24 protein-coding genes and 1 pseudogene are annotated in these 26,093 nt (G+C 44.6%); 10 read left to right on the top strand and 15 right to left on the bottom strand.

Annotation, left to right across the window (positions count from 1 at the left end; all coding sequences use genetic code 11):
* Positions 1–33: 33 nt before the first annotated feature.
* A complete protein-coding gene (locus EJ063_RS05085) occupies positions 34–738 on the bottom strand; it encodes a DUF445 domain-containing protein (RefSeq protein WP_126572909.1) in 705 nt (234 codons plus the stop codon).
* Positions 739–801: 63 nt separating this feature from the next.
* Entirely contained in the window at positions 802–1,131 is a 330-nt protein-coding gene (locus EJ063_RS05090) for a hypothetical protein (RefSeq protein ID WP_126572910.1), read from the bottom strand.
* Between the two features lie 175 nt (positions 1,132–1,306).
* On the opposite strand from EJ063_RS05090, the pseudogene EJ063_RS05095 reads away from it, so the two are divergent.
* A pseudogene (locus EJ063_RS05095) lies at positions 1,307–1,763 on the top strand (GNAT family N-acetyltransferase).
* Here the strand turns inward: EJ063_RS05095 and EJ063_RS05100 are convergent.
* Positions 1,760–2,647: a DMT family transporter gene (locus EJ063_RS05100; RefSeq protein ID WP_126572911.1), complete on the bottom strand. Its 888-nt coding sequence runs from the start codon at positions 2,645–2,647 to the stop codon at positions 1,760–1,762. The pseudogene EJ063_RS05095 and the gene EJ063_RS05100 sit on opposite strands and share 4 nt — an antisense overlap.
* 201 nt (positions 2,648–2,848) lie before the next feature.
* On the opposite strand from EJ063_RS05100, the gene EJ063_RS05105 reads away from it, so the two are divergent.
* On the top strand, positions 2,849–3,205 hold the full coding sequence (locus EJ063_RS05105) for an acyl-CoA synthetase (protein WP_126572912.1): 357 nt from the start codon (positions 2,849–2,851) through the stop codon (positions 3,203–3,205).
* Positions 3,206–3,208: 3 nt separating this feature from the next.
* The gene (locus EJ063_RS05110; protein WP_126572913.1) at positions 3,209–3,556 is read left to right on the top strand and encodes a GlpM family protein; all 348 of its coding nucleotides are present in this window, start codon (positions 3,209–3,211) and stop codon (positions 3,554–3,556) included.
* Positions 3,557–3,587: 31 nt separating this feature from the next.
* Here EJ063_RS05110 and EJ063_RS05115 read toward each other — a convergent pair whose 3' ends face one another.
* The 6 genes from EJ063_RS05115 to EJ063_RS05140 form a co-directional block, all read right to left on the bottom strand.
* Positions 3,588–4,427, bottom strand: a complete 840-nt coding sequence (locus EJ063_RS05115; RefSeq protein ID WP_126572914.1) for an energy-coupling factor transporter transmembrane component T family protein — start codon at positions 4,425–4,427, stop codon at positions 3,588–3,590.
* The gene (locus EJ063_RS05120) at positions 4,424–6,109 is read right to left on the bottom strand and encodes an ABC transporter ATP-binding protein (protein WP_126572915.1); all 1,686 of its coding nucleotides are present in this window, start codon (positions 6,107–6,109) and stop codon (positions 4,424–4,426) included. Before EJ063_RS05120 ends, EJ063_RS05115 begins: the two co-directional genes overlap by 4 nt.
* Positions 6,110–6,115: 6 nt before the next feature.
* Positions 6,116–6,664 (bottom strand): ECF-type riboflavin transporter substrate-binding protein, encoded by a 549-nt coding sequence (locus EJ063_RS05125; protein ID WP_126572916.1) that lies wholly within the window; start codon positions 6,662–6,664, stop codon positions 6,116–6,118.
* A gap of 147 nt (positions 6,665–6,811) precedes the next feature.
* Complete coding sequence (locus tag EJ063_RS05130) at positions 6,812–8,497, bottom strand: tetratricopeptide repeat-containing diguanylate cyclase (protein WP_244225138.1); 1,686 nt, start codon at positions 8,495–8,497, stop codon at positions 6,812–6,814.
* A gap of 266 nt (positions 8,498–8,763) precedes the next feature.
* Positions 8,764–9,894 (bottom strand): HlyD family secretion protein, encoded by a 1,131-nt coding sequence (locus EJ063_RS05135; RefSeq protein ID WP_126572918.1) that lies wholly within the window; start codon positions 9,892–9,894, stop codon positions 8,764–8,766.
* Positions 9,894–10,283, bottom strand: a complete 390-nt coding sequence (locus EJ063_RS05140; protein ID WP_126572919.1) for a DUF3302 domain-containing protein — start codon at positions 10,281–10,283, stop codon at positions 9,894–9,896. The genes EJ063_RS05135 and EJ063_RS05140 overlap by 1 nt, the downstream gene beginning before the upstream one ends.
* Before the next feature lie 143 nt (positions 10,284–10,426).
* Here EJ063_RS05140 and EJ063_RS05145 point away from each other — a divergent pair, with 143 nt between their 5' ends.
* Positions 10,427–11,311 carry a DMT family transporter gene (locus tag EJ063_RS05145; RefSeq protein ID WP_126572920.1) on the top strand — a complete coding sequence of 295 codons (885 nt, stop codon included), beginning with the start codon at positions 10,427–10,429 and terminating at the stop codon, positions 11,309–11,311.
* A gap of 7 nt (positions 11,312–11,318) precedes the next feature.
* Here the strand turns inward: EJ063_RS05145 and EJ063_RS05150 are convergent, their stop codons facing one another.
* The 4 genes from EJ063_RS05150 to deoD form a co-directional block, all read right to left on the bottom strand.
* Positions 11,319–12,899 (bottom strand): GGDEF domain-containing protein, encoded by a 1,581-nt coding sequence (locus tag EJ063_RS05150; RefSeq protein ID WP_126572921.1) that lies wholly within the window; start codon positions 12,897–12,899, stop codon positions 11,319–11,321.
* Positions 12,880–14,367 (bottom strand): tetratricopeptide repeat protein, encoded by a 1,488-nt coding sequence (locus EJ063_RS05155; protein WP_126572922.1) that lies wholly within the window; start codon positions 14,365–14,367, stop codon positions 12,880–12,882. Before EJ063_RS05155 ends, EJ063_RS05150 begins: the two co-directional genes overlap by 20 nt.
* Before the next feature lie 127 nt (positions 14,368–14,494).
* Positions 14,495–15,964, bottom strand: a complete 1,470-nt coding sequence (locus EJ063_RS05160) for an IS1 family transposase (protein WP_126572923.1) — start codon at positions 15,962–15,964, stop codon at positions 14,495–14,497.
* A gap of 62 nt (positions 15,965–16,026) precedes the next feature.
* Positions 16,027–16,737 carry a purine-nucleoside phosphorylase gene (gene deoD / locus EJ063_RS05165; protein WP_126572924.1) on the bottom strand — a complete coding sequence of 237 codons (711 nt, stop codon included), beginning with the start codon at positions 16,735–16,737 and terminating at the stop codon, positions 16,027–16,029.
* A 337-nt stretch (positions 16,738–17,074) separates the two neighbouring features.
* On the opposite strand from deoD, the gene EJ063_RS05170 reads away from it, so the two are divergent.
* The 4 genes from EJ063_RS05170 to EJ063_RS05185 are packed head-to-tail and all read left to right on the top strand — an operon-like array spanning position 17,075 to position 21,140.
* Positions 17,075–18,025, top strand: coding sequence for a YbgA family protein (locus tag EJ063_RS05170; protein ID WP_126573121.1), 951 nt, complete (start codon positions 17,075–17,077; stop codon positions 18,023–18,025).
* Positions 18,015–18,821, top strand: a complete 807-nt coding sequence (locus EJ063_RS05175; RefSeq protein WP_126572925.1) for a MerR family transcriptional regulator — start codon at positions 18,015–18,017, stop codon at positions 18,819–18,821. Before EJ063_RS05170 ends, EJ063_RS05175 begins: the two co-directional genes overlap by 11 nt.
* Positions 18,818–20,245 carry a deoxyribodipyrimidine photo-lyase gene (phrB, locus tag EJ063_RS05180; RefSeq protein ID WP_126572926.1) on the top strand — a complete coding sequence of 476 codons (1,428 nt, stop codon included), beginning with the start codon at positions 18,818–18,820 and terminating at the stop codon, positions 20,243–20,245. The genes EJ063_RS05175 and phrB overlap by 4 nt, the downstream gene beginning before the upstream one ends.
* Positions 20,235–21,140 (top strand): L,D-transpeptidase family protein, encoded by a 906-nt coding sequence (locus EJ063_RS05185; protein WP_126572927.1) that lies wholly within the window; start codon positions 20,235–20,237, stop codon positions 21,138–21,140. Before phrB ends, EJ063_RS05185 begins: the two co-directional genes overlap by 11 nt.
* A gap of 61 nt (positions 21,141–21,201) precedes the next feature.
* Here EJ063_RS05185 and EJ063_RS05190 read toward each other — a convergent pair whose 3' ends face one another.
* Complete coding sequence (locus tag EJ063_RS05190; protein ID WP_126572928.1) at positions 21,202–21,450, bottom strand: Lpp/OprI family alanine-zipper lipoprotein; 249 nt, start codon at positions 21,448–21,450, stop codon at positions 21,202–21,204.
* A 341-nt stretch (positions 21,451–21,791) separates the two neighbouring features.
* On the opposite strand from EJ063_RS05190, the gene EJ063_RS05195 reads away from it, so the two are divergent.
* Entirely contained in the window at positions 21,792–23,135 is a 1,344-nt protein-coding gene (locus EJ063_RS05195; protein ID WP_126572929.1) for a DEAD/DEAH box helicase, read from the top strand.
* A 52-nt stretch (positions 23,136–23,187) separates the two neighbouring features.
* Here the strand turns inward: EJ063_RS05195 and EJ063_RS05200 are convergent, their stop codons facing one another.
* On the bottom strand, positions 23,188–24,831 hold the full coding sequence (locus EJ063_RS05200) for a methyl-accepting chemotaxis protein (protein ID WP_126572930.1): 1,644 nt from the start codon (positions 24,829–24,831) through the stop codon (positions 23,188–23,190).
* 366 nt (positions 24,832–25,197) lie between these two features.
* Between EJ063_RS05200 and EJ063_RS05205 the strand changes: the two genes are divergently transcribed.
* Positions 25,198–26,019 carry a phosphate ABC transporter substrate-binding protein gene (locus EJ063_RS05205; protein ID WP_126572931.1) on the top strand — a complete coding sequence of 274 codons (822 nt, stop codon included), beginning with the start codon at positions 25,198–25,200 and terminating at the stop codon, positions 26,017–26,019.
* Positions 26,020–26,093: the final 74 nt, after the last annotated feature.

The raw sequence follows: 26,093 nt of genomic DNA on the forward strand, positions 1-26,093 counted from the left end.
CAGAGTGCTTCCCTTTTTTTTGTGTATTGTGGGTTAGGCTACGAATGAAGAAACGACACCGATAAGGCCACCAAAAACACCGCCCCATACGACCAACCAACCTAAATGTTCTTTGATCATTTTCTGAACCATCTCTTTGACGAGTCGAGGTGTGAGTTCACTCAATCGTTGGTCGATAATGTTTTCAACATTCGTTTTAATTTCATCGATCATCGCTGGTGATTCTAGCTGTTCTTTCAACGCATTTTTAATGGTGTCACTCTGGCTCATCTCAATGATTGCACCTTGCATCTTCTCGACAAAAGGTTCCTTCATTGGTTGAAGGGCTTCGGTTCCCCCGAACATTGCCAGCATGCCACCAAACTGAGAGTTTGCGATGACTTCCACCAGTGAGTCGAAAGTAGGGTTGAAATCGATTCGTTCAATGATAGGTTCAAGGTTAAGTGACTTACCACCGCTCATCTCTTTGTTGAGGAATTTGTCGATGTTCTCTTGAGTAAAGAACTGCTCCATCATTAAGTTCTTTATCGCAGCCTTAAACTCTTCAAAACGAGCTGGAATCACTCCAGAGCCGTACAACCCAGGTACTTTCTCAAACAGCATGTGGATGGCTAACCAATTTGTAATCGCGCCAGAGAAAGCGAATAGGCCAGCATAGAAGGCAATTTGGTTGTCAGCTTGATAGCCGCCAGCAAGTAAGGCCAACGCGACTACGTTGGTAATTAAGCTTTTGTTCATGGATCAGTCTAGGGAGTGGTTTAAGAAAGCGGAAGTATAACCCAAGAGAACTAGAATGGAACCTTAGTCATCATAGGAAACATCTGCGAGTTTCCACATTTCTAGCGTATGAGTCACATCAAAACATTTCCCCATCAGTATTTGATATTTAGGATCGTAAGGTTCCCCAATATAGGTGGTGCGGATTAACTCTGTTGTTTTGACATCCACTTGAGTCACGGTTCGGCCTTTAAAGTTTTGTAGAATGATGAACTGTTCACTTTCGTAAACCAATTGCTCTTTGTAAAACCAAAATGTGTCAGCGGTTTGTAACAGTGTACATTTTAATGGGATCGAGTTAGAAGGCTGATTTGGGTTTGTCAGCAGCAGCGCGTAGAGAAGTAAAGTACTCATAGCGGAATCCTTGTCCACCTTTAAATTTAATCTAAGTATAGGTAAGAGAAACTCGTTTGGTTGACCTAATGAGAGATTCGCTGAGGACGACTGTATGTCTTAAGAACCGAGGGCAATTTAGTGTCGGCACTGCTCTTGCTTAAACTTTTTATATTACAGGGAGTAAGGAACCGAGATGAAGATAAAATTAGGTCAACTGAACCACCAAAAAGTCCTGGCATTGCTACAGGAGCATTTAGACGATATGAATGCGACATCACCACCAGAGAGTGTTCATGCTCTGGATGTGTCTTCTCTTGAGCATGAAAGTATCCGTTTCTGGAGTGGTTGGGATGAAACAGCTGCTCGGCTGTGTGGCGTTAAAGTGTTTGAGTACCGATATTGGTGAATTGAAATCGATGAGAACTACTCACGAATCGAGGAATAGCGGGGTTGCTTCGGCATTGCTCGCTCACGCATTGGATCAAGCGCAACTGATGGGATTGAGCAGAGTGAGCTTAGAAACCGGCTCGATGGACTACTTCTTACCCGCGAGAACCTTGTACGAAAAATTCGGCTTTTCTTACTGTGAACCTTTTGACCAATATGAAGATGACCCTAATAGTTGTTTTATGACGCTGGAACTGACTTAAACCAACGCCTTACGAAGCAATAACTGTTTAGGCGAGAAGCCTGTCACCATCATGGTGCCACCAAGCACCAAAGTAGTGCCGATGATGGTATTCCAGCCAATAGGTTCATCGAGAATCAACCAACCCCATAAGATGCCAAACACGGGGATTAAGAAGGTGACAGACAATGCGGATGCCGCGCCTTCGTCTGCAACCAACTTGAAGTAGAGTAGGTAAGCGGCACCGGTACAGATGACCCCAAGGGCAATAACAGAAACAATTTCGTGCTGACTTGGCTCGCCTCGCATTGGAACAAAAGGCAGTAGAGGGAGAATGATAATGACAGCTGCCCACATATTTCCGTGCGCATTGTCGAATGAGGCCACTTTAGGCGCGGTTTTCGTGTAGTTGGTAGCAATACCATAGCTGCATGCTGCCATGATTCCCGCAAAGATTGGTAGTGCTGCACTCATACCAATTTGAATAGCATCAACGCCAACTAAGGTGATAACGCCTGAAACGCCGATAAGCATTCCTAAACTTGCTGTTTTCGTGAGCTTAGCATTATGCCAAAACAGTCCTATTAGGGCTCCCCAGATAGCTGCTGTAGAGTTTAAAACTGATAAAGTAGAAGCGTTCAGTGTTTGAGCAGCGTAGGCAAAAAGTAAGAACGGCACTGCTGTATTAAACAGACCGATAATCATGAAATGTCGAAAGTTTGCTCTAAAGGCTAAATGCTTTTTTAGGACGAATGAGACCAACATCAGGCTGACTGCTGCAAATCCCACTCTAAACTCGATCAGATAAGCCGGTCCAAACGTATTTGCAGCGATCCTCATAAATAGAAACGATCCGCCCCAAATAGCGGCCAGGCAAATCAATCGCAAAAAACTGGCTGTACTCATAATGCTTCCTCAAGTTTGTAACGGTAATGTGAATGAAACTAAAGCAATGTGCAATAGAAGATCAGTCTTTCAGGGGTAAAGTGAAGTGTGTTGCATTTATGAGGAATTTTCATTGAATGAGAAATCACCTGATACGCGGGCTCGTCAACGGATTTCAGCGGCACTAATCTAAAAGAAATAACTCACAATGTTCCAATCCGTATGAACTTAATCGTTAATATCCAAAAAGGTGTTAGAAAACATGGTTTCGAGCTTGCCACGCGCCAGGCTTGGAAATGTGGTATGAAAGCAAATCTGGTCAAGCGCGTTGTCGGTGTTGCACGAGGCCAGATTGTATGTGTCATCGAGGGAGTCCGCCCGGAGCTTTCAACTGAAATTAACAACACGCTGCATACGGAAGAAAAGCAGGGGAGATATGTGTTCGTTGGCGGAATCGTGTGGGAACCCAATGATCTGTTAGCGCCGGGTTTTCCGGATTTTATGTTTATGCATCTTCGAAATCTGTCATGCAAGCATAAGTACATGACAGATGAAGAACTCTTCCTGAATTTGGCCTAGTCTATGCTCGCGCTGTTTCTCAAGTGTTTGATTGGTGCCGCTGCGGTACTTCTGATTGCGCTTCTTTCTAAAAGTAAGAACTTCTATATTTCCGGGCTTGTTCCGTTATTCCCGACTTTCGCTCTAATTGCTCATTATGTTGTTGGCTCAGAACGAAGTATGGACGACTTAAGGGCGACGGCATTATTCGGTCTTTATTCACTACTGCCTTACGCGTGTTACCTATTGGCTGTCTATTATTTGAGTTTTCGTTTTACGCTGATTAATACACTGTCACTTGCGACAGCCGTGTGGGTGTCATCAGCCTGTTTGTTGCTTTTGGTTTGGACTAAACAGATGCAAATGGCATAAAAAAGCCCAAGCGGATGGCTTGGGCTAATGATTAGAATGGGTACCAGAATAAGTCTGTCTCAACCCAGCGTTTGGCGATGGCCAGTATGACTACCAGCAGAATCAATACCAGTAACCCTTTATCTTTTGGACTAAGAGCCTTCGCACTGTACCAAGTTCGGCTTGAATGACGACCGAAACCACGTAGTGTCATCGCATTGGATATTTCATCGGCTCTGTCTAAGCTGGAGAAAATCAATGGCCCTAAGATTTTCGCAACATTTTGTAAGCGTTGGAATAGCGGTGTGTTTTTAGATATATCTAACCCACGCGCTTGCTGTGCGTGCATTATGTTGACAAAGTCGTTCTTAACTTCAGGCAAATAGCGCAATGTCAGGCTCACCGCATAGGCAATCTTGTACGGTACTCCAATTCTATTTAAGCTCGCCGCAAACTCGGTTGGGTGTGTCGTAAACACAAACACGAGTGCGATCGGGAACATACTGAAGTATTTTAGCGTCACCGTAATCAGATAGAAGAGGGTCTCTTGAGTTAAAGAGTAATTGCCCGGCAGCGTCAGTAGCGTTGTTGTTGTACCCAAATAAACCGTTCCTTGCTGGGGAGCAAGTAGGAACATAAACAGTGCATTAAGTAACAACACACTGCCTGTACCAATCAGAAGAGGTTTGTAGACCTTGAGTGGTACCTTCGTCATTTTAAGCAACGTTAGACCAAGTACGATCAGTGTAACAATCAAACGTAAATCAAAGGTTGTTAATACGACCGTCACCCACGCCATAAACAGAGCAAACTTAGTGATGCCATTTAAGTCATGCAACGCAGAGCGAGTGTTCACATAGCTGATACCAAACTTCATTTTAGACGCGTTCATGCAGCATGGCCCTCTAGTTGAATGAAGTATTGCATGAAGGCGTTGATATCGCTCTTACCGAGTTGTTCTGCTAGGTCAAACAAGCTGGTGGTTGTCAGGTTTGCTTGCTCTAGTAGTTTCGGCTGACTAAAGACTTCGGTCATAGGTGCATCTGCGATCAATTTACTGTCTGATATTACGATGGAGCGGTCGGTGTACTCGAGAACCAAATGCATATCATGAGAGATGATGATCACCGTAATACCCAGCGCCTTGTTGAGCTTTTTAATGAAACTCAGCATTGAGGTATAGTTGCGGTAATCTTGGCCGGCTGTCGGCTCATCAAGTATCAGCAGCTTCGGTTCCAGTGCGAGAATGGACGCAATCGTCACGCGCTTTTTCTGACCATAGCTCAATGCTTCAATCGGCCAGTTGCGATACTTGCTTAATCCACAGAGCTCTAGTACTTCGTTGACCTTGGCGGTAATAGTAGACTCATCTAACCCTTTATTGCGAAGGCCGAAGGCAATCTCATCAACAATCATATGGTGAGAGATCATGTGATTGGGGTTCTGCATAACCACACCAATCTTTTGGCTGCGCTCAAAGATCGAAAGCGTAGACAGGTCATCGCCGTCTAGGGTGATGTTACCGCAGTCAGGGTCAATTACGCCCATGATCAGTTTGGTGATGGTCGATTTACCGGAGCCGTTTTTACCTAAGATAGAAACGAATTCACCTTGATCAATGGTAAACGAAACATCTTCTAGTGCGTTCTTTTCGCCATCGTAAGAGTAAGTGAGCTGGTTTAGAGTCAGAAGCGCTTCGTTCTTATTGTTCGATAGGCGCTGTTCTGCCGACCAATCAGAGAAATAAGGCTGATATTGCTCTAATGGAAGCGTTGTTAGAGCGGTCCTATCGGTGTTCTCTAATGAGCAACCCGCTGCTTTCAGGGCCGATAAATAAAGTGGTTCACGGATTCCGTGCTGTTCCAATAGAGGCGATGCTAACAAGTCGTTCGGCGTCATGTCGGCAACAATTTCACCTTTTTCCATCAAAATAATGCGGTCCACCGGGCGATGGAGTACATCTTCCAAGCGGTGTTCGATGATAATGATGGTTTTGCCTGTCTCTTGATGTAGCTGATCGATGATCTCGATTGTCTTACGGCCTGTCTTTGGATCAAGCGCAGCTAAAGGCTCATCAAACAGTAATGTATCAACGTCATCGACGAGAATACCTGCTAACGAGACGCGCTGTTTTTGTCCGCCAGAAAGATCATGAGGAGAGCGTTCAAGCATATCGCTTAGCTCAACCATCTTCGCCGTCGATTGTACGATCGGATACATCTCTATGTTGGATGTAAGCTGATTTTCGAGCGCAAAAGCGATGTCTTCACCAACGCTTAAGCCGACAAATTGGCTGTCTGTATCTTGTAGCACAGTGCCGATTTTCTCGGTGTATTGGTGTAGATCGAGTGAATCAGAGGCGTGACCGTTAAGCATCAACTGCCCAGACGTCTCGCCTTTGATTGCGTGAGGGATTAGGCCATTTAGGCATTGTCCAAGGGTAGACTTCCCGCTACCACTTGGACCGATAATGACGATTTTCTCTCCTTTCTCTATCCTTAGATTGATATGTTTTAGTGTCGGTTTATCAAGCGACTCATATCTAAAAGAGAAGTCAGAAAATTCAATTGTCATTGATGATTAAGACTCAGATAAGTTACGGCTTTGCTGATTGCGTTTTGCAACCGATTTAAGAATAAAGTAACCAACAACCGCGATAAGAAGAGTGTTACCCGCAGCAATGATAGAAAGCTGAGTGAATACTTTGGTAAACGGTTCTGCGTAAAGAATGGTGTCAAGCAGAGCAGAGCAGCCATAACCGACCACATTACCAACTAAGGCTAGCACAACGAAAAGAGAAAAGTCTTTGAAGTCAAAGATGCCCTTAGACAAACGGTTCTGAGTCATCGAAGGGAAAAATCCGAGAATTAGGCCAACAATACCAGAGCCCAATACCCATGTTAACCAAACGCCCCAACCTGCAAATAGGTCAGTCACCCAGTGACCGATGAAACCGACTAAGAATCCGACAAGAGGACCAAATAAAACCGAGAAGAGTGCAAGAACAGCCATCGCTGGTTTCAGTGTGGTATTTGCGAAAACAGGAATACCAAACATAGGTAGACCACCAATACCATAAAGTGCAGCACCAATCGCAATGACAACCACGGTTTTTGCCGAAAGATTCATAGATAACCCTTTGTCGAAATCTTTTTAAGATGAGCCCCAAATGCTTATTTTGACTAAATTTTATGCAGTAGTGGCAACGAGCGACAGATTATACCTGCTACAATCGAATTTGGAAAGATAACTATCTAGACGGCTAAAACACCAGCGTTAGGTAGCGAAGACACAGCGATTTCTACCTGAACGTTTTGCTCTGTATAAAGCGGTATCTGCCAAATTGACTTGATCAGATAGCGCGCCTGATTGATGTTCAGCGATGCCAAAACTAGCGGTCACTTTCAGCGTCCGTTCGTTTTTCGTTTTAAAAGAGTGCGTCGCGATTTTTGAGCGAATATTTTCCGCAATCTTGGCTAGTTGTTCTTTGTTTACTTCAGGCAGCAAAATCAAAAACTCTTCACCTCCTATACGACCCACGACGTCCTGTTTGCGAGTTGCATTACTGACGATATCTGAAACTTGCTTGAGGACTTCATCGCCCAAGTCATGTCCGTGTGTATCGTTTAACACTTTAAAGTGATCAATATCGAAGATGATTGAGGATAATTTGTGTTGAGTAAATTTACTCTCACCCCACTCAAAAATGTGGCGTCGGTTTGAAAGGCCAGTCAGGAAATCAATGTTTGATAACTGGTAAAACAACTGCTTTTTCTTTCGTTGTTGATACAGAAGTCCAAGGCTTAGCAATAATACAAAAATGATAGTAGCGATTAACCAAAAGCGAATCTGGACTTGCTCTGTTAAGTCTCGATTCTCTATGGCAAGGCGTTGATTCTCAATCTCTGATTGTAGATCTTTTACCTTTTGCTGCGTTTGAGATTTGTATCTGCCGATCGCATGCTCAGAGTACTTGTTGAGCCACTCGTATGCTAGCTCATACTCACCGATTGAAGCATACAGCTCAGCGATGTCCTTTTGTTTGTCGAGAGCGTACGCGGGAAATGATTTGTTCGGAGCCGCGTAGTATAAGGTAGCGCCAAGTAGATGTTGCCTTTGTTGTTGCGTGTCACCGATGGCTTGGTAGTAATCTGCGAGTACTAAATGATAAGAGAGTTCGCTGTAGCCTGAATACTCTAAATTTAGGCTCAACAACTCCTGAACTCGAGTCGATGCATCGCTTAACGAACCGGAGAAACTGTAAAGAGAAATGAGCCCGAGTAGGTTATTACGTTGAAGGTACTTCGCTTGAATCTTTTGCGCGAGTTTTAGGCCTTGTTGATAATTTTGACTGGCTGTTTGGATCTTATCCTGACTAAAGTCCACCTTTGACCATTTGAAGTATGCATTGGCCACATTGTAGTGGGCGACAGCAATTTCTTGGCTACTTTGATCTTTTAATGCCTGAGCGAGCACTTTCTCTTGGAATTGGATCGCGTTGTTATAATCACCATTGAGGTAATACAAAATACCCAGTTGGCTATATAAATCAGACACCATTTCAGCATCTAAACTATCGCTGAGCAGAAAGTAGGCTTCGTTGGCAAGCTTGAGCGCTTCGTATTGGTTTCCTTGTAAACTCTTTACCGCACTGTACTGTAAATAGACGTAACCTCGCTTATCGTTATCTCCGAGGTAAACGCCATAGTTTTCTGCGGTACGGTACCAATGCATGGCTTGTGTGTAATCTTGAGTTGCTTCATACGCCCAAGCTGCGCGAATCGAATAATCGAAAAGTGATTCGATTAGGGTTTCATCATTGATCTTTGGAAGGGGGTAGGTTTCAATCCACTTTTTACTGTCAGCGTAATTGCCCAGCAAATTGTTACTAGAGACATATAAGTGAGTGTATTCAAGCTGCTCAGCAGTACTCAAAGAAGAGTAGTGAACTGAACGAATCATTTTTAAGGCCGTTGCGGGTTCAGATCGCAATATATCTCTGCTTTTTTCCAGAGTCGTATGAGCGAAAAGATATGAAGTGAAAACCGTTGAGCATATCAATACTAGGCAGGAAAGCTTGTTATTCATTCATTAAAGTCGCAAAAGGCGCTGATTCTACACAAAGTTGCGAAGTATTTATGCAGTGTGAAGTATCTAGGTGTGAAATAGATCTCATTAGGAGATTAGGCAAAGGTTTTCGATCTCCTTTGCCTAACCGTTAAGTGTGATTAATGATCCAAGTAGAGGTAGTTTTGCCAACTCTTCATTCTGATCAATACCTTGCGCATGATTGAAACATGAGTGAACTTATCAGAGTAAACCGCCACTTCAACCGCAGTACCTAGAGGTAGGTGGTAGTCTGAAAGATCGTCGTTGATTTTCAGTTTAACGAATACTCGACCACTGGTTCGCAACGCATCTGTGCCTAAAAGCGTACCGCGAGCTTGGAATTGGCTCTCACCGATGGCTGGAATCGTTTCAACCACTTCACCTTTGAAGACCTTACCTGGAAGCGCTCTAAACAAAAACTCGGCTTCATAACCAGGTTGTAAACGCTGGAGAGAGTTTTGTCTAAATGCCGCAGTGTAAAAGACGTCTTCGGTGTGAACAAAAGTCATCACAGGCGCTAGCGGTAATGGGACGGCCATCACTCCTGGGCGCAGTGCCAATTGAGTAGCAAAGCCATTAGTAGGGGCTCTTACAACGGTTTGCTCAAGGTCGAACTCGGCTTGGCGAAGCTCTGCTAACAAGCGAGCTACTGTTGTATTTTCGCCACCGATTTCTGAGTCTAACGCAAGTTCCGCTTGTTCAACTTTCGCTGAAGAAACGTTAACCGCAGACTCTGCTGCTTTGTATGCTTGGCGACGTGTATCTAATTGTTGCTCTGTAAATGCACCTTTGTCGTAGCCACGTTGGTAACGGGCAAATTCACGTTGGGCCTTATCACGTTCTGCAATCGCCTTGTTCTTCGCTGACATTGCTTCTTGCAGTGAAGACTCAAGCCCCAATGCACCTTGGCTAGCTTCCTTGATTTGCGCTTTTTTCTTCGCGACTTCCGCTTCGTAAGGAATCGGATCGATCGTAAAGAGCACATCACCTTGTTTTAGCGGTTGGTTAGCGGTGACAGGGACATCTATCACACGGCCTCGTACGCCCGAAACAACCGGTGTCGTTGAGTAAACTTGGTTACCGATTTGAGTAAATGGGTGGTTATAGTTCATCAGTAAGATCAATGTACCAATGAGAACCACGCCGCCTAAGACTGCTGTAGGTACTGTCCATTTATTCAGAGGAATATTGAAGACTTTAAAAATAGTGATACACAGCGCGGCATAAGTCAGAATGAGTAGTAAATCCATTATTGCTCCTCCTCGTGACTTGTTGAACGTGGCTGAACAGGCTTAGAGCCACCTTGTTGCTGCTTCAGTTCGCTGACTTCTTGTTGAAGCTGAGAAACTTGATCAATCAATGCATCGACTCTATGGTGGATATCGTGCTGTTCTTCTTCAAGCTTTTGAAAACCCCAGCCGCGCTCTTTGCGCCACAATGTTGCCCAGATCCACAAAAACGGCCAAATGGCGTGCAGAGTGAATAGGCTAACCCAGCCGGCGTAGTGAATGGCGTCTTGATGAGGGTGTTCACGCTCTTTGGCAATTTCATAGGGGATGTCATGAATAACGATGATGCCGTAAAAAATGACCAGTGCGACAAAGACGAGTAGCCCAAGTGCAAAGTAGTCCAAAAACATAGTTACAGTCCTTGTATAACAATATGGAATAGAGACAGATTACTTATAAAACAGAGTAAAGTATAGGAATAAAATCAGTCGATTAGGACAAAATTCACAAATTATAAGCGTAGCAAAATAACGCAAGGCAGTAAGGAGAAAAAATGCCATTTCAGGGAGAAGTTGCCGCGGTAAGCGCAGCGGTTGTTTGGGCTGTCGCTACATGGATCTACAGTCAGTTTAGCCACCAGTTCAGTGCATTGCAGCTCAATATCGTAAAAGGCGTTGTCGCATCTATACTGATGATGTTCGTCATACCCTTCTCTGTAGATTCTATTCCTGTCATTTCTCAGCAGCATTTTGCGATATTGGCTTTGTCGGGTGTGATCGGGATTGCCATTGGCGATAGTGCGTATTTTGCTTCGTTGCGCCGTATTGGACCGAATAAAACCTTGCTTCTGGAATCATTGGCACCGCCTTTGTCGGGTGTATTGGCGATTGTTGCGTTAGGTAGCATCCTTCCTTTACAAAGTTGGATTGGCGTTATTATTACTACGGTTGCGGTGTCAGCAACGGTCTTTCACTCCGATGATTCTGAGCTAGATTGGAAAGGCGTGGGGTATGGGCTTGTTGCGAGTATTTGCCAAGCGAGTGGGGTGGTGATTTCACACTATGCTTTGGTCGCCGGTGATTTACCACCGCTGTTGGGCGCGCTAATACGACTCTCTATGGGAGTGGCGGTAGTGATGTTGATGATTGGTTGGCTTGAACGTAAGCCCTACCATTCAATCAAGCGTAATTTGCTTGAGCTTGGCCGACATGGCTTCTTTTGGTTGTTAGCTGCGATATTTGTTGGCACGTTCTTAGCGTTATGGCTGCAGCAAATTGCGTTGAAGTATGCCAATCCAGCGATTGCTCAAAGTCTGATTGCGACTAGCCCGATCTTCATGCTGATCATTTATGCGGTAAAAGGCCAACCTATCTCGAAAAGGGGAATGGTTGGCACTGTGGCTGCGGTGATCGGTATATCGCTTTTCTTTATTAAGTAATAACAGCCTATTCGGTGCAGACTTGGTTTCGGCCGTTGGCTTTCGCTCGGTATAACGCTTTGTCTGCGCGGTAGAAGGTACGCTGGGTATTTTCACCCTCACGATGAAGCGTGATACCAATGCTAACGGTAAGTCCACGCTCACCGAGAATGTCTTGCCAACCGAAGTTAAAGATTCGTTCTCGGTAGTTTTCTGCGTGCATTTCAGATTGCTCAAGTGTTGAGCGCTCTAAGATGACAAGAAACTCTTCTCCACCAAAACGCACACAAGACGCCCCTCTAAATTTGAAATACGAGGAGAGCTCATGAGAAACATTCACAATCGCTTTATCACCGACTAGATGACTCAACTCATCGTTGATGGATTTAAAGTGGTCAATATCGACAACCATCAGTGAAAATGGCACATCGTGCAGAAGAAGATCTTTCAGCTTAACGTCTAACCAACGGCGGTTATGCAGACTGGTTAGTGGATCGGTGAATACGTCTTGTTGCAGCTGCGCCACCGTGTGTTTTTGGCTCTCGGTGGTCTCTTTTAGCTCTTTGTTTTCTTGCTCTGATAGGATCAGTTTTAATTGCAGTTCAAAACGAGACAATCGGCGTAACTGACTTGCACCAAGCTCACCAATTGGCACCTTCTTCATCAGATCACTTTCGATTCGATAGGCGCGTTTTTGATGACTTAACGCCGATTGGTAATCCCCCTTTTGTTCGCAAATCGAAGCGAGCGAGTTAGCCAGTTTAAGAGAAAGAATCGGAGAGGCGTAACGTTTAATCCGAGAGTATGTGGTCTCTAACACCCAATTGGCTAAGTGGGTTTTTCCTTGTTCGCTTAGACAGGCGGCAAGTTCTAGACGAATTGCGTTCGAGAGCCATGCTGAGTGGCTGTTACCGACCGAGTACTGAACTCTCCCGAGGCACTGCATGGCTAAGTCTAGATGTTTCGTTTGACGGTAAAGCTTTGATTGATAAAGAAGGATCTGACCCGCCAGCACCTTGTCACTGACTAAAATACTCAACTCTTCACACTCTTTGATTAAATCGGTTGCAGCCGTTGTGCGGTTGAGCTCAATGAAACACGCCAGCATATAGAGTTTGTAGCGCAGACGAAGAGAGCGACTGCTAATCGCGTGGTCAATGCTGTCGATTTTTTGATAGTAGCGCAAAGCTCTGTTGTGATCCCCGTAGGCGTCACACAGGTTCCCCATTCCGAGGACAGCGATAACATAATCATCAATATGGCCGCTATCAACCGCGATGGTTGACGCACTGATGTATTGGTTCAATGCGCCGTGATAGTCGCCATTCTCAATCAGCTTATCGGCAAGGCTGTTACGAACTTCTAAAATAAGTTCAGCGTCTTCCGGTAAAGAGAGTAGGGTCAGTGCTTCTTTTAAGTCATCAGTGCTGATCTGGTATTGTTTTAACTCAAAGCGAAACTCTGAACTGATGATCAAACACTGGGCTTTTTCTTGTGAGGTTGTCGCGATATGTTGACGAACATGATCCCAAAAAATCAGGGCTTCTTCACCAGTGACAGAAGAGGGATCAAGCCCTGAGTCAGAGATTTTATTCAGTAACGTTTCCATGCTGCTCTTCCTGTCGCTGACTCTCTTCTAATTGGTCTAGGGTAAATGGGAATGAAAGAATGTCTTGATAAATAACTTTAGGCAGGGAGCTCTCAAGCCCTTTTCGGTGCCAAGGGTAAATCTCTATCATTTGAGCCAACACTTTAAAGACGCTCAGTGCTTCCTCGCCTTTATCAGCGAGTAGCAAGCCAAGTCGATCACTACTGATCCTTGATAGCATATCTTGCTTGTTACAGATCGAGTGTGTTAGCTCTGCACAGACCTCAAGGTATTCTGAATCGGAGTGTTGGATGATAATAACGGAGTGGTTTGAACGTTTTAGCTCCGTTTTAAATAGCACGAGCTGCTCCCACCAATAAGTCTCTGATACCATCTGAGACATCTGTTTCTCAGGGTCAAACTCATGCTGGCCACGTATGCGATTGATCAGTTTTCGGGCTCTTTGTTCAAGCTGACGTTTGGAGGCGCGGGCTTTGTCATTACTGACACGCGCAGTTTGCTCGCGCAGCATGGCAGTTGAATGTTTGCGGTATTTCTGGAAAGACTCTAGTGCTAACTTGAAGTTACCTGACTCTTCAGCCACACGAGATTGTTGAAAACAGACTTGTGAAAGCAGCTCGCCGTTGTCAAATTTGTTTGCAGAAAGCTCGGCTTGAACTAGAAGCTCTGCAGCGGCTTCGGGGTTCTTTCTTAACAGCTCTACTCGGGCTCGACTGATAAAAGAGTGGGTTTTCATCCAAACGAGATCGTGTTTAACGGCAAGCTCATGGGCCTTTTTGGTTGCTTGTTCGGCATCTTCAATTCTTTCTAACCCAAGCAGCGCTAGCCCTCTAAAATCCCAAACTTCAGCGTGCCACGTTTTATCATCATGATGCTTTAAGGCTTCATGCGCGCCATCAAGTACAGAAAGCATTTCAACGTAATTATTGAGTAAATAGTGATCCCACGCGAGTAGGATTCTTGCTTTGCCTTCTAGCCAAGAGATACGCGCACTGTTGGCGACTTTTACAGCAAGTTCGTGTGTCGTACGGGCGAGTTGGTATTCATGAGTGATGCGCCAAACGTTGCCTAAGCCAATAAGTGCTTCAAGCTGAATTTCGACCTCTTCCACGAGTGCCGACTGTTCTAATGCATTAATCCAAAATTGTTGAGCAGAATAGTATTTGGCTTGGCCCCAATATTGAAGCGCATGGATATGGAGAATTTCAGGAAGGAGATCATCGGTATCAAGTGCATTGAGCTTACTGTGTGCTTCTTTGATGTATTTAAGCCCTTTACGATACTCCATCGAACACCAAGCACAGCGAGACATGATAATCAGCGATTGAATTTCGCCTTCAGGATAAAGAATTTGCGCAGAACGAGATGCACACTGTTCCGCGATCGCCCAAACCTTATCAGGTTCTGATTCTATCCTATCTTTGAGCTGTTCAATCTCGACTTCTAAGAGCCGCTGGCTTTTATCCAATGAATCAATCCTTTACTGCTTAAGAACTCATCTTCTAGTATGGCATTATATTAAGAGATGGTTACTAAACTCCACAAAAAGTAATGAGGCACGAACTTTTTAACGGCTCTTGTCACATTACTGATAGTTATGAAAGCAGATCACGCAAGGTCAAAGGTGATTGAGTAAGCTCTAACACCTGCGCCGCCGTCTTGCCGTCTTTGTCTTGGTAGCACAAATTATGCCAAGCGCGGAAGATATCCAGCATCGGCAAGAGACCGCCTGGTCTTAGCTTACGTCTAGGTTCATTGATGAAGCTTTCAAACAAGGTCTGAAAACGATTTTGATAAAACTCAGTGTGACGGATGGAAGCCTTACGCAGCCAACGTTTCGGGTCGTTGTCTTCCCCTGCTAGATAGCAGATCCCTTTGGATGCGCCAGCGCTTTCTGTGATCGCCCATCGATCTCGCCACCAGCCCATATGGACGATGTCAATTTTATGGATATATTCCGTCGGGCGCCAGTTCTTGTCCTCTTCGACATACATGAGGTCGATATTTTGACGCTGAATCCTTGGTAAACAGATGCTTAATGCCGCAGAGCGAAGAACAGGGTCTTGAGGCAAATAAATCGAAACGTGCTTATCCGCTTGGCATAAATCCAAAACGTGTAAAAAGTGCGCGTATGACGTGTAAGGAGGACGGATCAATGCCCCTTTGGTCGGGTAATTGAAAACAGTGAGGTTGCCCATTGGGTCTTCAACATTGCCTCGCGCCAAAATGGTTTGATATTGCTGATCAATACGTTCTCTTAAGACAGGAGAAGGCGAGGGCGCAGGCATGTTCGCTTCTGAAGAGTGCTCTCTAGAAACGAAACGTGCAGGGTACTTATACGGGTCATGATCGATTTCTCCCGTTGGTTCTTCTTGTGAAGAGTAATTGACATGCTGACAAAGTATATAGCCGCTGTGTGCTTCACCAGTCGCAATCCACAGCACGCCATTATTGCTTTTTGGCTGCAAAGAGATGTAATGGGAAGCGAGCTCATACTGATCGGCATGGTTGACCCATCGAGCGTCGAACATCGCTAACTTACGGCGGCAGCGACTTGCGATATGATCGACATGATCGTAAAACGTCTTTGGATTGATCTCTAATTTACGGCAGATTTCACGAACGGAATAACCCATAAAGAGCAAACCAAGCAGGTTTTCTTGAAAATGAAGTTTTTTGTTGGCACCTGACCATTTATCGACAAAGGTAGACTGGCAGCATTTACAACGGTAACGCTGGCGATCGCCACTGTAGCCAAAAGCGTGGTAAAGGTGTTTGTGAGTATGGACTGAAAGGCCGAAGTTTTCGCACTCGTCATTGCGACAAGCAGGAAGACCATCACTATGAAGATGTCTTAATCGGTGAAGCTCGTTAAAAACTTCTTGATTGTTAAGTAAGGGGGGGAAAGCACCGCACTCCCGACATACCATCGCAGGTCGCTTTGGGTTCGCATGCTGCACAACGTAACGATGTGCCTCACTCAATCCAAAGTTGTCACACGCCAATGTTTTACAAAAATTGAGCTGTAAACCGTCTGCTTCCTGTGGCAGTTTGCCAGTAGTCACTATCTCCCCCTCGGGATTATTCGGGCCACCAAGAATAAGCCTTGGTGGCGAATTGCATAGAATTAGATGTTGATTGCTGTTTCCAGCGCAACTTTCATCATGTCATTGAATGACTTCTGGCGGTCTTCTGAACTTAGCTTCTCGCCACGGATAATGTGGTCAGAGACGGTTAGGATTGTTAGCGCTTTCGCACCTAGATCCGCAGCAACACCGTAGATGCCAGCTGCTTCCATATCTACACCTAGAATGCCTAGTTTTTCCATCTTCTCGAAGATGTCTGCTTCAGGTGTGTAGAACAAGTCTGCAGAGAATACGTTACCCACTTTTACTGGTACTTCTTGAGCACGAGCTTGGTTAACCGCTTCTTCTAGTAGACCGAAGTCAGCGATTGCTGCGAAGTCGTGATCGTTGAAACGGATGCGGTTAACTTTAGAGTCAGTAGAAGCACCCATGCCGATAACAACGTCCATTAGTTTCACGTCGTCACGTACTGCACCACAGCTACCTACACGAATCACGTTCTTCACACCGTACTCAGCGATAAGTTCGTGAACGTAGATACAACAAGAAGGGATACCCATACCGTGGCCCATTACTGATACTTTCTTACCTTTGTAAGTACCTGTGTAGCCGAACATGTTGCGAACGTCACATACTTGCTTCACATCGTCTAGGAAAGTTTCTGCGATGTATTTAGCGCGTAGCGGGTCACCTGGCATTAGAACGGTTTCTGCGAAATCACCTGGTTGTGCGTTGATATGTGGGGTTGCCATAGTTATTACTCCGTAAATCAATCTCTGATTACTAAATATGTTGAATCTGAAAAATCTGTTGAGGCAATACTAGCTAGAACTGGCAAGCTTCCTTGAGAGGTAGGTCACAAAAGGGCGGTGAATTAGCATATTAACCCCTATTGATAACTAAATCTGTTGAAAGTGAATGAGCAATCGATTTGTAAAAACGTTTGCGTGCTAAAGTGAACCAAATTCTTTTTCTCTGCGTATCAAAAATTACATTGTACAAACTGAAAATTTGTATAGTTTATGATTGATATGCTAGATCTTATACAAGAGTTAAGTTTGTATAACTCTAGCAATAGAGGGTTAGATGATGGGAAATGAAATCAAAATTGGCATTAGTTCTTGTGTGCTAGGGGAAAACGTTCGTTTTGACTCCGGACACAAGATCAGCAAATTCGTTACAAAAGAGCTGTCACCGTACTTTGAGTTTGTTCCTGTTTGTCCAGAAGTTGGAGCGGGGATGAGTGTGCCGAGACCTACGATCCGACTTGTCAGTAATGAAGAACGAATCGCCTTAGTGGAAACGAAAGACCCGACTCAAGACCATACAGAACAGATGGTGAGCTACTCCAAACAGAAAGTCGCTCAGCTGCAGGGTGAGCAGCTTTGCGGTTATGTGGTGTGTGCTAAATCGCCAACCTGCGGCATGGAGAGAGTTAAAGTCTACAAAAAAGCAGGCGCGGTGAATGAAGGGGTGGGTTTATATACTCAAGAGTTAATGTCATCCATGCCTTGGCTCCCAATCGAAGAAGATGGGCGCTTGAACGATCCGATCTTAAAAGAGAATTTCATCACGCGTGTCTATACCCTGAATGACTTCTATACCTCAATGGAAGGTGAGCCTACGCGTGGGAAAATCGTTGCGTTTCACTCTCGTTACAAATTGACGTTGATGGCGCATCACCCAGAATCATACAAAAGCTTAGGCAGTTTGGTTGCGCATATAGGCGACTATGGAATGGATGAGTTTTACAACCTATATCGTGAAGGGCTGATGAAGGCCTTGGCTCACAGAGCAAGTCGAAAAAATAACACCAATGTGTTGATGCACCTGCAAGGTTACTTTAAGCGCAACCTCGACAAACCGCAGAAGCAAGAATTAAGACAAACAATCGATGATTATCGAGTGGGTCTGCTCCCACTGCTCGCGCCACTCACCTTGATTAAACACTATTTATCAGCACATCCAGACAGCTACATTGAACAGCAAGCTTACTTACAGCCTTATCCTCAGGAGTTACGTTTACGTTATGGATTATGAGCAGCAATACGCGATCCGAGAAGTATCAGAAATCACCGGAGTAAAACCGGTCACATTAAGAGCGTGGCAGCGTCGCTACAACTTGATAAAACCAATGCGCACCGAAAAGGGTCATCGGCTTTATAGCCAAGAAGACATCGCACTCATTGGGCGTATTCAAAGCTGGCTTGTTAAGGGCGTGCCAATTGGTAAAGTCAAAGCATTGCTTGAGTCTAATACGGATAATAATGAAGACGCGACCGAACAACGAAACGCCCTTGAGGAAGTTGATACCTTATTGGATGCAATCACTGACTTTAACAAAGGTAAAGTGGAATCGATCATAAGCCAAGTTCTAAAAGAATACCCACGTTCTTTGGTAGAGCAGCAATTTATCCAGCCAACATACACCGCGCTGAACTTAGTTAAGTATGGCCCTCGAGTGCTTCAGATGGGGCTCTTTGAATCGGTGTTAAGTAATCGTCTAATCAGCATCATTGAAGCGGAAAACAAAGCGGCGAAAAAAGGCAAATGTTTAATGGTCAGCTGTGATGGTCGGATGAATATTTCGGCTCTATTTTGGGCACTGTCACTCTCTGAACGTGGTCTGCATGTAGTGATGATCGAAGGTGTTGAAGATCTATCAGGCTTGATTGATAACGAAGCCATCTCTCGTTTTGATTGTTTGTCACTGTTTAGCTCCAAACCGATCAGTGCCAGTCAATCCGTTGTTGTAGATAAGCTAGAAGCCAGTTTTCCAGGTGAGCTTATCGGGTGTGAGTTTATCCCTACTCAGTCGTCAAAAGGCTCGTCATGAAAATCGTTTGGCTCAGGCGCGATCTAAGACTGGATGATAACAGTGCGTTATTTACTGCGGGACAAAGTGGTGAACCTACTGCTGCGTTGTATGTCTCGACTCCAGAAACGTGGCGATCACATCAGATGGCGCCTATTCAGGCGGATCTCATTTTTCGCAGGCTTGCGGTTTTTAGTGAGAGTTTGGCAAGTCACAATATCAAGCTCTATTATGCGCAGGTGCCAACTTTCCAATGTGCGGCTCGATTAGTCGCCGAGATTGCCGCGTCTCATCACGCTTCGTCGGTATTGTTTAACAAGGAGTACGAAATCGATGAGCAGCGCAGAGATAGTGAACTATACGAGCGATTAGAGAATCGAGATATAGAGGTTAAAGGCTTTGATGACAAATGCTTGTTAAAGCCAGGTTCTGTGCTTAATAAGCAGGGAGACTATTTCAAGGTCTTTACTCCGTTTAAGAAAGCGTACCTGGCGGAGCTTTATAAAACGGGATTCAAGGTTAATAAGTTTACCTCTGCGCATGAGGGAGCGGAATTGACACATGAAGGAGTGGAGGTCTTTACCTCTCAGAGCCCGTTCGATTACCCTCGTGAAAGCAGTGAGCACTACTCAGTGAAAGATGACAATATTATTGGTCAGCTTCGCTCTTTTGCTGCTGAGAGAATCGACAATTACCACAGTGAGCGTGATATCCCATCGTTATCCGGTACGAGCCAGCTTTCAGCCTATCTCGCTATTGGGGCTCTTTCTATTCGTCAATGTATGGCAAGATTAATGTTCGATCAGCCAATGCCGTTAAGCCAAGGACGAGAAGTGTGGCAAAGCGAATTGATTTGGCGAGAGTTCTATCAGCATCTTATCTATTTTGAACCGAAACTCTGTAAGGGTAAGAGCTTTGTCCCTTGGGGGGATAGCCTGCGTTGGCTCAATGAAGAAGACAAAATAGAAGCTTGGAAACAAGGTAGAACCGGGTATCCGATAGTGGATGCCGCGATGAGGCAACTTAATCAGACAGGTTGGATGCATAATCGTCTGCGCATGGTCGTGGCAAGCTTCTTAGTTAAAGACCTTCATGTAGATTGGCGTATCGGCGAAGCCTATTTTATCTCTAAACTGGTTGATGGTGATTACGCTGCGAACAATGGAGGCTGGCAATGGTGCGCTTCAACAGGGTGTGATGGGCAGCCGTACTTTCGAATCTTTAATCCGGTCACTCAGGGGGAAAAGTTTGATGGAATGGGGGAGTTTGTTCTGTCTTGGGTTCCTGAACTTTCAGCTGTGCCGGTTAAATGGATTCATAAGCCGTGGATGTGGCCAAATGCTAAGTCCTTGTCATATCCTGCACCGATAGTTGATCACAAGGTAGAAAGAGAGATAACCTTAGCACTTTACAAAGAAGCTAAGGAATATATGAATGGTGCGTAAGTTTGTTTTACTGCTTGCCTGCTTAAGTTCATCTGCGTTTGGTGCCACTTATGAGTTACCAGCAGAGGGCAGCAGTATTGTTGGTCGCACGCAATATCATCAAGTGAAAGAAGGGGACACACTGGCCAATATTGCTAAGCAATACGATGTCGGCTTCCTTTCTTTAATGGCTGCGAACAAAGGGATTGATCCATTTTTACCACCTGAAGACTTCGTATTGACGATTCCAACCCAAGTGATTCTGCCCAATGTTGACCGAGAAGGCATTGTCATTAACGTGGCTGAACTAAGACTCTACTACTTCGAGCCAGAGAAGAACCTCGTTCATATTTTTCCTGTTGGCATTGGCCGTGTAGGGCGTGATACGCCAGAGATGACCACAAAAATTAGTCAAAAGCGCCCAAATCCAACATGGACGCCGCCTACTTCAATTCGTAAAGAGTACCTTGCAAAAGGCATTGAGTTACCAGCTGTGGTTCCTGCTGGACCGGAAAACCCGTTAGGTGAATACGCGCTGCGTCTGGCTCATGGTGCGGGCGACTACTTAATCCACGGCACCAACAAAGACTTTGGTATCGGCTTACGGGTTAGCTCTGGATGTATCCGTATGGATCCTAAAGATATTGAATGGTTATTCCCTCAAGTGCAATTAGGGGAAAAAGTGCAAGTGATTAACGAACCGATTAAGGTGGCGTTAGAGCCGGATAGAAGTGTATTCCTTGAAGCACATGAGCCGTTAACACGTAGTGACGGTATTCAGCAAGACTTGGTCATTCCTCAAGAACTGAGCTGGTGGCTAGAAGCATATAAAGAATCAGATGTGAAAGCGCGTGCCGCAATATTGGCTCAGAATGGGGTCCCGGTAGAAGTCGTCGCACCAACCTTTATCAACTAGTGAACTTGAAGACATAAAAAAGGGCTGTTATTAAACAGCCCTTTTTTCGAATCTAACGTTATTACTTAGTGTAAGACTGAGCAATGTTGTCGATACGTTCGTTAGCACGTGCTGCTTCTTCTTGAGCAGACATTGCAGCGTCGCCAGATTTACGTACTTCAGACTGCAGAGCTTGAACGTCTTGGCTTAGTTGGCTTACTTGATTGCTTAGCTCATCCATTTTAGCTGTTGTCGCTTCATCTGGACCAGATGCACAACCTGCTAGTAGAAGAACTGAAGATGCAGCAGCTGCGATCAACATTTTGTTCATAAGAGAACTCCTTGCATGTATTAGTATCAATTAAAGGCCCTATACCTTTTTATCGTATAGTGACGCAATCAGTGTAGCCTCTAATTTGTCGTTCCAAAAGACAGGAAAAGTCAAAAAAACCCAAGTTTTTAAGTAATTATCGAATAAGTTGATCAAAGTCTCATTGATGAGAGAAATGAATGCAGAGCGATTGTTCAATGAGTTAGCAAACTTAGCGCGGGCAAAAGAATATTTTCTGTGATCTCTACCCTAATTTGTCTATTACAGTTATCATAGCCTGTTTTTAATTTTATTTGGTTGGCTGGTGTTGAATTTACGACCAGCAACACTCGAGCATCATATTGGAGAATACTTTGTATTTTAAAGATTTAGGTTTAGACAATCGCTTATTAAAGAACTTGAAGCACTTTGACTTTAAGCAAGCGACAGAAATACAGCAGAAGGCCATTCCGGTTTCTATTGCTGGTAAAGATCTGTTGGCTTCATCAAAGACAGGTTCTGGAAAAACATTGGCTTTTGTTCTGCCTATGCTACACAAGTCTCTAAAAAATAAAGCATTTTCTGCAAAAGATCCACGAGCAGTTATCTTGGCTCCGACGCGTGAGCTTGCAAAGCAAGTGTACGGCGAGCTGCGTTCAATGCTCGGTGGTCTTTCATACGATGCGACATTGATCGTAGGTGGTGAGAACTTTAACGATCAAGTTAAGGCACTGCGTAAGTACCCTAAGTTTATTGTCGCGACACCAGGGCGTTTAGCAGATCACCTTGAGCATCGTTCTGTATTCCTTGACGGCCTAGAGACATTGATTCTCGATGAAGCTGACCGTATGTTGGACTTGGGTTTTGCGCCTGAACTGCGTCGTATTCATAACGCGGCTAAGCACCGTCGTCGTCAGACTCTGATGTTCTCTGCAACGCTCGATCACGCAGAAGTGAATGATATTGCGTTTGAAATGTTGGATGCGCCAAAACGTATTGCGATTGGTGCGGCAACAGAAGAGCACAAAGACATCACTCAGAAGTTCTACCTTTGTGATCACCTTGACCATAAAGAAGCGCTGTTAGATCGCATCATCGAAGAAGCGCAATACAAGCAGTTGATTATCTTCACGGCAACACGAGTTGATACTGAGCGCCTAACTGTGAAGCTGAATGAGAAGAAGCTGAAAGCGGTAGCCTTAAGCGGTAGCTTGAACCAAACACAGCGTAATACGATCATGAGCCAATTTGAGCGTGCTGTGTTCAAAATTCTTGTGACGACAGACGTTGCGTCGCGTGGTCTTGATATCCCGAATGTAACGCACGTGATTAACTTTGATATGCCAAAGCATACCGAAGAGTACGTTCACCGAGTCGGTCGTACTGGTCGTGCAGGTAACAAAGGTGATGCAGTGTCTTTGGTAGGTCCAAAAGACTGGGATAGCTTTAAGCGTGTAGAAACCTACTTGCAGCAAGATTTGAGCTTCTCTCAGCTAGAAGGGCTGGTCGGTAAATTTAAAGGGTTACGCCCAAATAAGCCAGATTTTCGTAACAAAGGTAAAGCGGTTACTAAAGGCAAGCCTCAAGCGAAGAAGAGTGTTAAAAAACCAGTTAAACGTGATAAGAGCTTCCACCAAAACGTGGCTGTTGGTGATAGCGTCTTTATTCCTAAGAAAAAGACTGCCCCAAAGGTCGACGACGAATAAAAAGAAAGGGGTTACCAAATGGCAACCCCTTTTTTGTTTCTTGTCTGTACTATTAAACTTTAAAGAAACCGAGTTGTTCCTTTTGGTTTTCAGCAAGGTTAGAGAGCTCTTGGCTTGCTGCTGCCGCTTGCGTAATGCCCGTTACGTTTTGGCTTACCAACTCGTAGATATTACCTAAGTTGTTGTTGATGTCTGCCGTTACCTGACCTTGCTCTTCCGATGCCACTGCAACATGAGAGTTAAGGGTAGTAAGCTCAGTGATTGAGTTACTGATGTTGTTCAGAGCTTCACTCACCTTAGCAGCTTGTTGCTGATTTTGTGAAAGCATCTCTAGGCTAGAGTTCATGCTGTCATTTGCACTGCCAGATTGCTGTTGTAGCTCTTCAATGATTGATTGAATCTCTTTAGTCGACTCTTGTGTACGAGCTGCAAGCATACGAACTTCGTCTGCAACGACCGCAAAACCTCGACCACTTTCACCTGCGCGAGCCGCTTCAATAGCCGCATTGAGTGCTAGCAAGTTGGTTTGCTCTGAAATGCCTTCAATCACTTCAATCACTTTACCAATCTGCTCCGATTGCTCTTTCAGGCTATTTACTACGTTCGCCGCTTCCGTTAGTTGATCAGCCATTTTTGCACTTTCTCGAGTGTTCTGTTCAAAAATCGCTAAGCTCTCACGAGCCAATTGGTCTGCGTGTGATGAGGCTGAGTCAGCTAGGTTTGCATTCTGAGTCACTTCTGACGCTGTTGTTTCCATCTGATTGATCGCAGAAGCGACTTGTTCCACTTCGTTCTTCTCTTGATCTGAGTTTGCGCTTGATTGCGTCATGACTGCAGCAAGTTCAGTCGAAGCCGATGCAACGTCAACACTGATACGTACCAGAGAATCTACCGTGCCTTTAAGCTGTCCTACTGTGGCGTTGAAATCTCGTGATAATGCAGTGATTTCATTGTTACCTTGTTCTTCAACAGAAGCCGTTAAATTGCCCTGGGCTAACTCTTTCATCGCCTGCTGAAGCTTTTTAACTGGCGTAACGATAATCCCCGCTAGTAACCAGCTAATAATGAAAGCGACAACAAGTACGGCAACCAGTCCAATCGTTGAATTGGTCAAGACGCTGCTATGGATCGATTCATTGTGAGCCACTTCTTCTAACGCAATCTGGTTTAACTTTTTCGATAGGTTTTCAATGGCCTTCACCATTTGAACACCTTTATCACGATAAACAGCGCTGGCTCGGTCGTATTCTGCTTGGAATTGAGCAGTTGCTTGAGTTTGACTGTGCTTAACGTTGAGAAGTGGGATCATCGTATTGATAGAGTAATCCACGTAATTCTCGACGGCGGTCTTCATTTGCTCTACTTCGCTTTGTAGGCCAGACACGTTATTAAGCGCGGTCAGCAGACGCATGTTTTCGTTCTGTTTCGCACGAAGTGTCGATTGTAGTTGCTTAACGTCTTCAGCACGGAAAAGACTATAGATAGCCTTGATTCTCATACCGTAGGTGTTGTCGATGATTTGAGTGAGTTGGTCTTTATGCTGAACCAAGTTCTCGGTGGAAGTAGTGACTTCGCCAAAAGCGAGCTTAAGGCTTGATGTACTGAATGTAATGCCGCCTATAAGGAGCAATAATGTAAATACGACTGGAACAACAACTTGCAGCTTGATTGATAAGCTGCTCAGTAACTGGCGCATGTAATATCCTCTGAAATCAAAATGTTTATACTTTTTTATTATTATCCGGTCGATTCTAATTCCTTTTGAAGATAATTCAACGCAGAAAGAAAGTGGTTTTTTGAAAGTTTGAACAGGCACTATGCAACATATTTTCCTTCTATTTCATGCGGTTAATGTCCGCCTTGAGCATGTATGTACATCGCATTTTACGGAGTGGTGTTCTTTTTGTTTTACTATTTGCCTCTAAATTTAAACAGATCGCCACATAAATAAGCTGTCACAGAGGCTTAAAGTAAGTGAAACACAACTGTCATATTCGAGTTCTAAAGTGAGCACCGTTCAAGTGAAACACAACGGCAATAAAGCCACTTAAGGAAATTTGTGATGAAAAAGACAGTAATCGGTGCAATCGCACTTCTAGGCGCAATGGCAGTAACTCCAGCTTCTGCTAAAGAAACTATTTCTGCAGTTGGTTCTAGCAGCGTAACGCCACTGATGGAAGTTTTCTCTGAAACATACATGAAGACTAACTCGGATGTATTTATCGAAGTTCAAGGCCCTGGCTCGTCTGCAGGCGTAAAAGCAGCGAAAAACGGCTCTGCAGACTTAGGTATGTCTTCACGTAACCTAAAAGAGTCTGAAAAAGAACCAGCTCTGAAAGAATTGACTGTTGCACTCGATGGTATCGCGGTTGTTGTTAACCCTAAAAATACACTAAATGGTCTAACAACAGAGCAAGTGACAGCGATTTACAAAGGCGAAATTACAAACTGGAAAGACGTAGGCGGTGCAGACAAGCCTATCGTAGCAATCACTCGTGATACGGCTTCTGGTACTCGTGGTGCATTCGAAGACATCATGAAACTTAAGATGAAGATTTCAGGCAAGAAAGTTTCTGCGATTTCTCAACGTGCACAAGTAGCAAACGGCAATGGTGCTCTTAAGACTATGGTTGCTTCAAACCCTTACGCAATTGGCTACATTTCACTAGGTACGGTTGATACGTCTGTAAACGCTCTTGCAATTAACGGCACAGAAGCGTCAGTAGACAACGTGAAGAACGGCTCTTACAAAGTGGCTCGTCCATTCCTTGTTCTTTACAAAGAAGGCAAACCATCAGCTGAAACTCAAAAGTTCCTAGACTGGATGGTATCAGACAATGCACAGGCACTTGTAGACAACAAAGGCTACATCTCAGTTAACTAGACTTGGTAACAAGTTTTCAAGATTTGCTCAGCCCACCTATTTCGGGCTGAGCGCTTTCAATCCAACCATTTAGG

The sequence above is a fragment of the Vibrio aquaticus genome (assembly GCF_003970385.1).
Lineage (GTDB): Bacteria > Pseudomonadota > Gammaproteobacteria > Enterobacterales > Vibrionaceae > Vibrio > Vibrio aquaticus.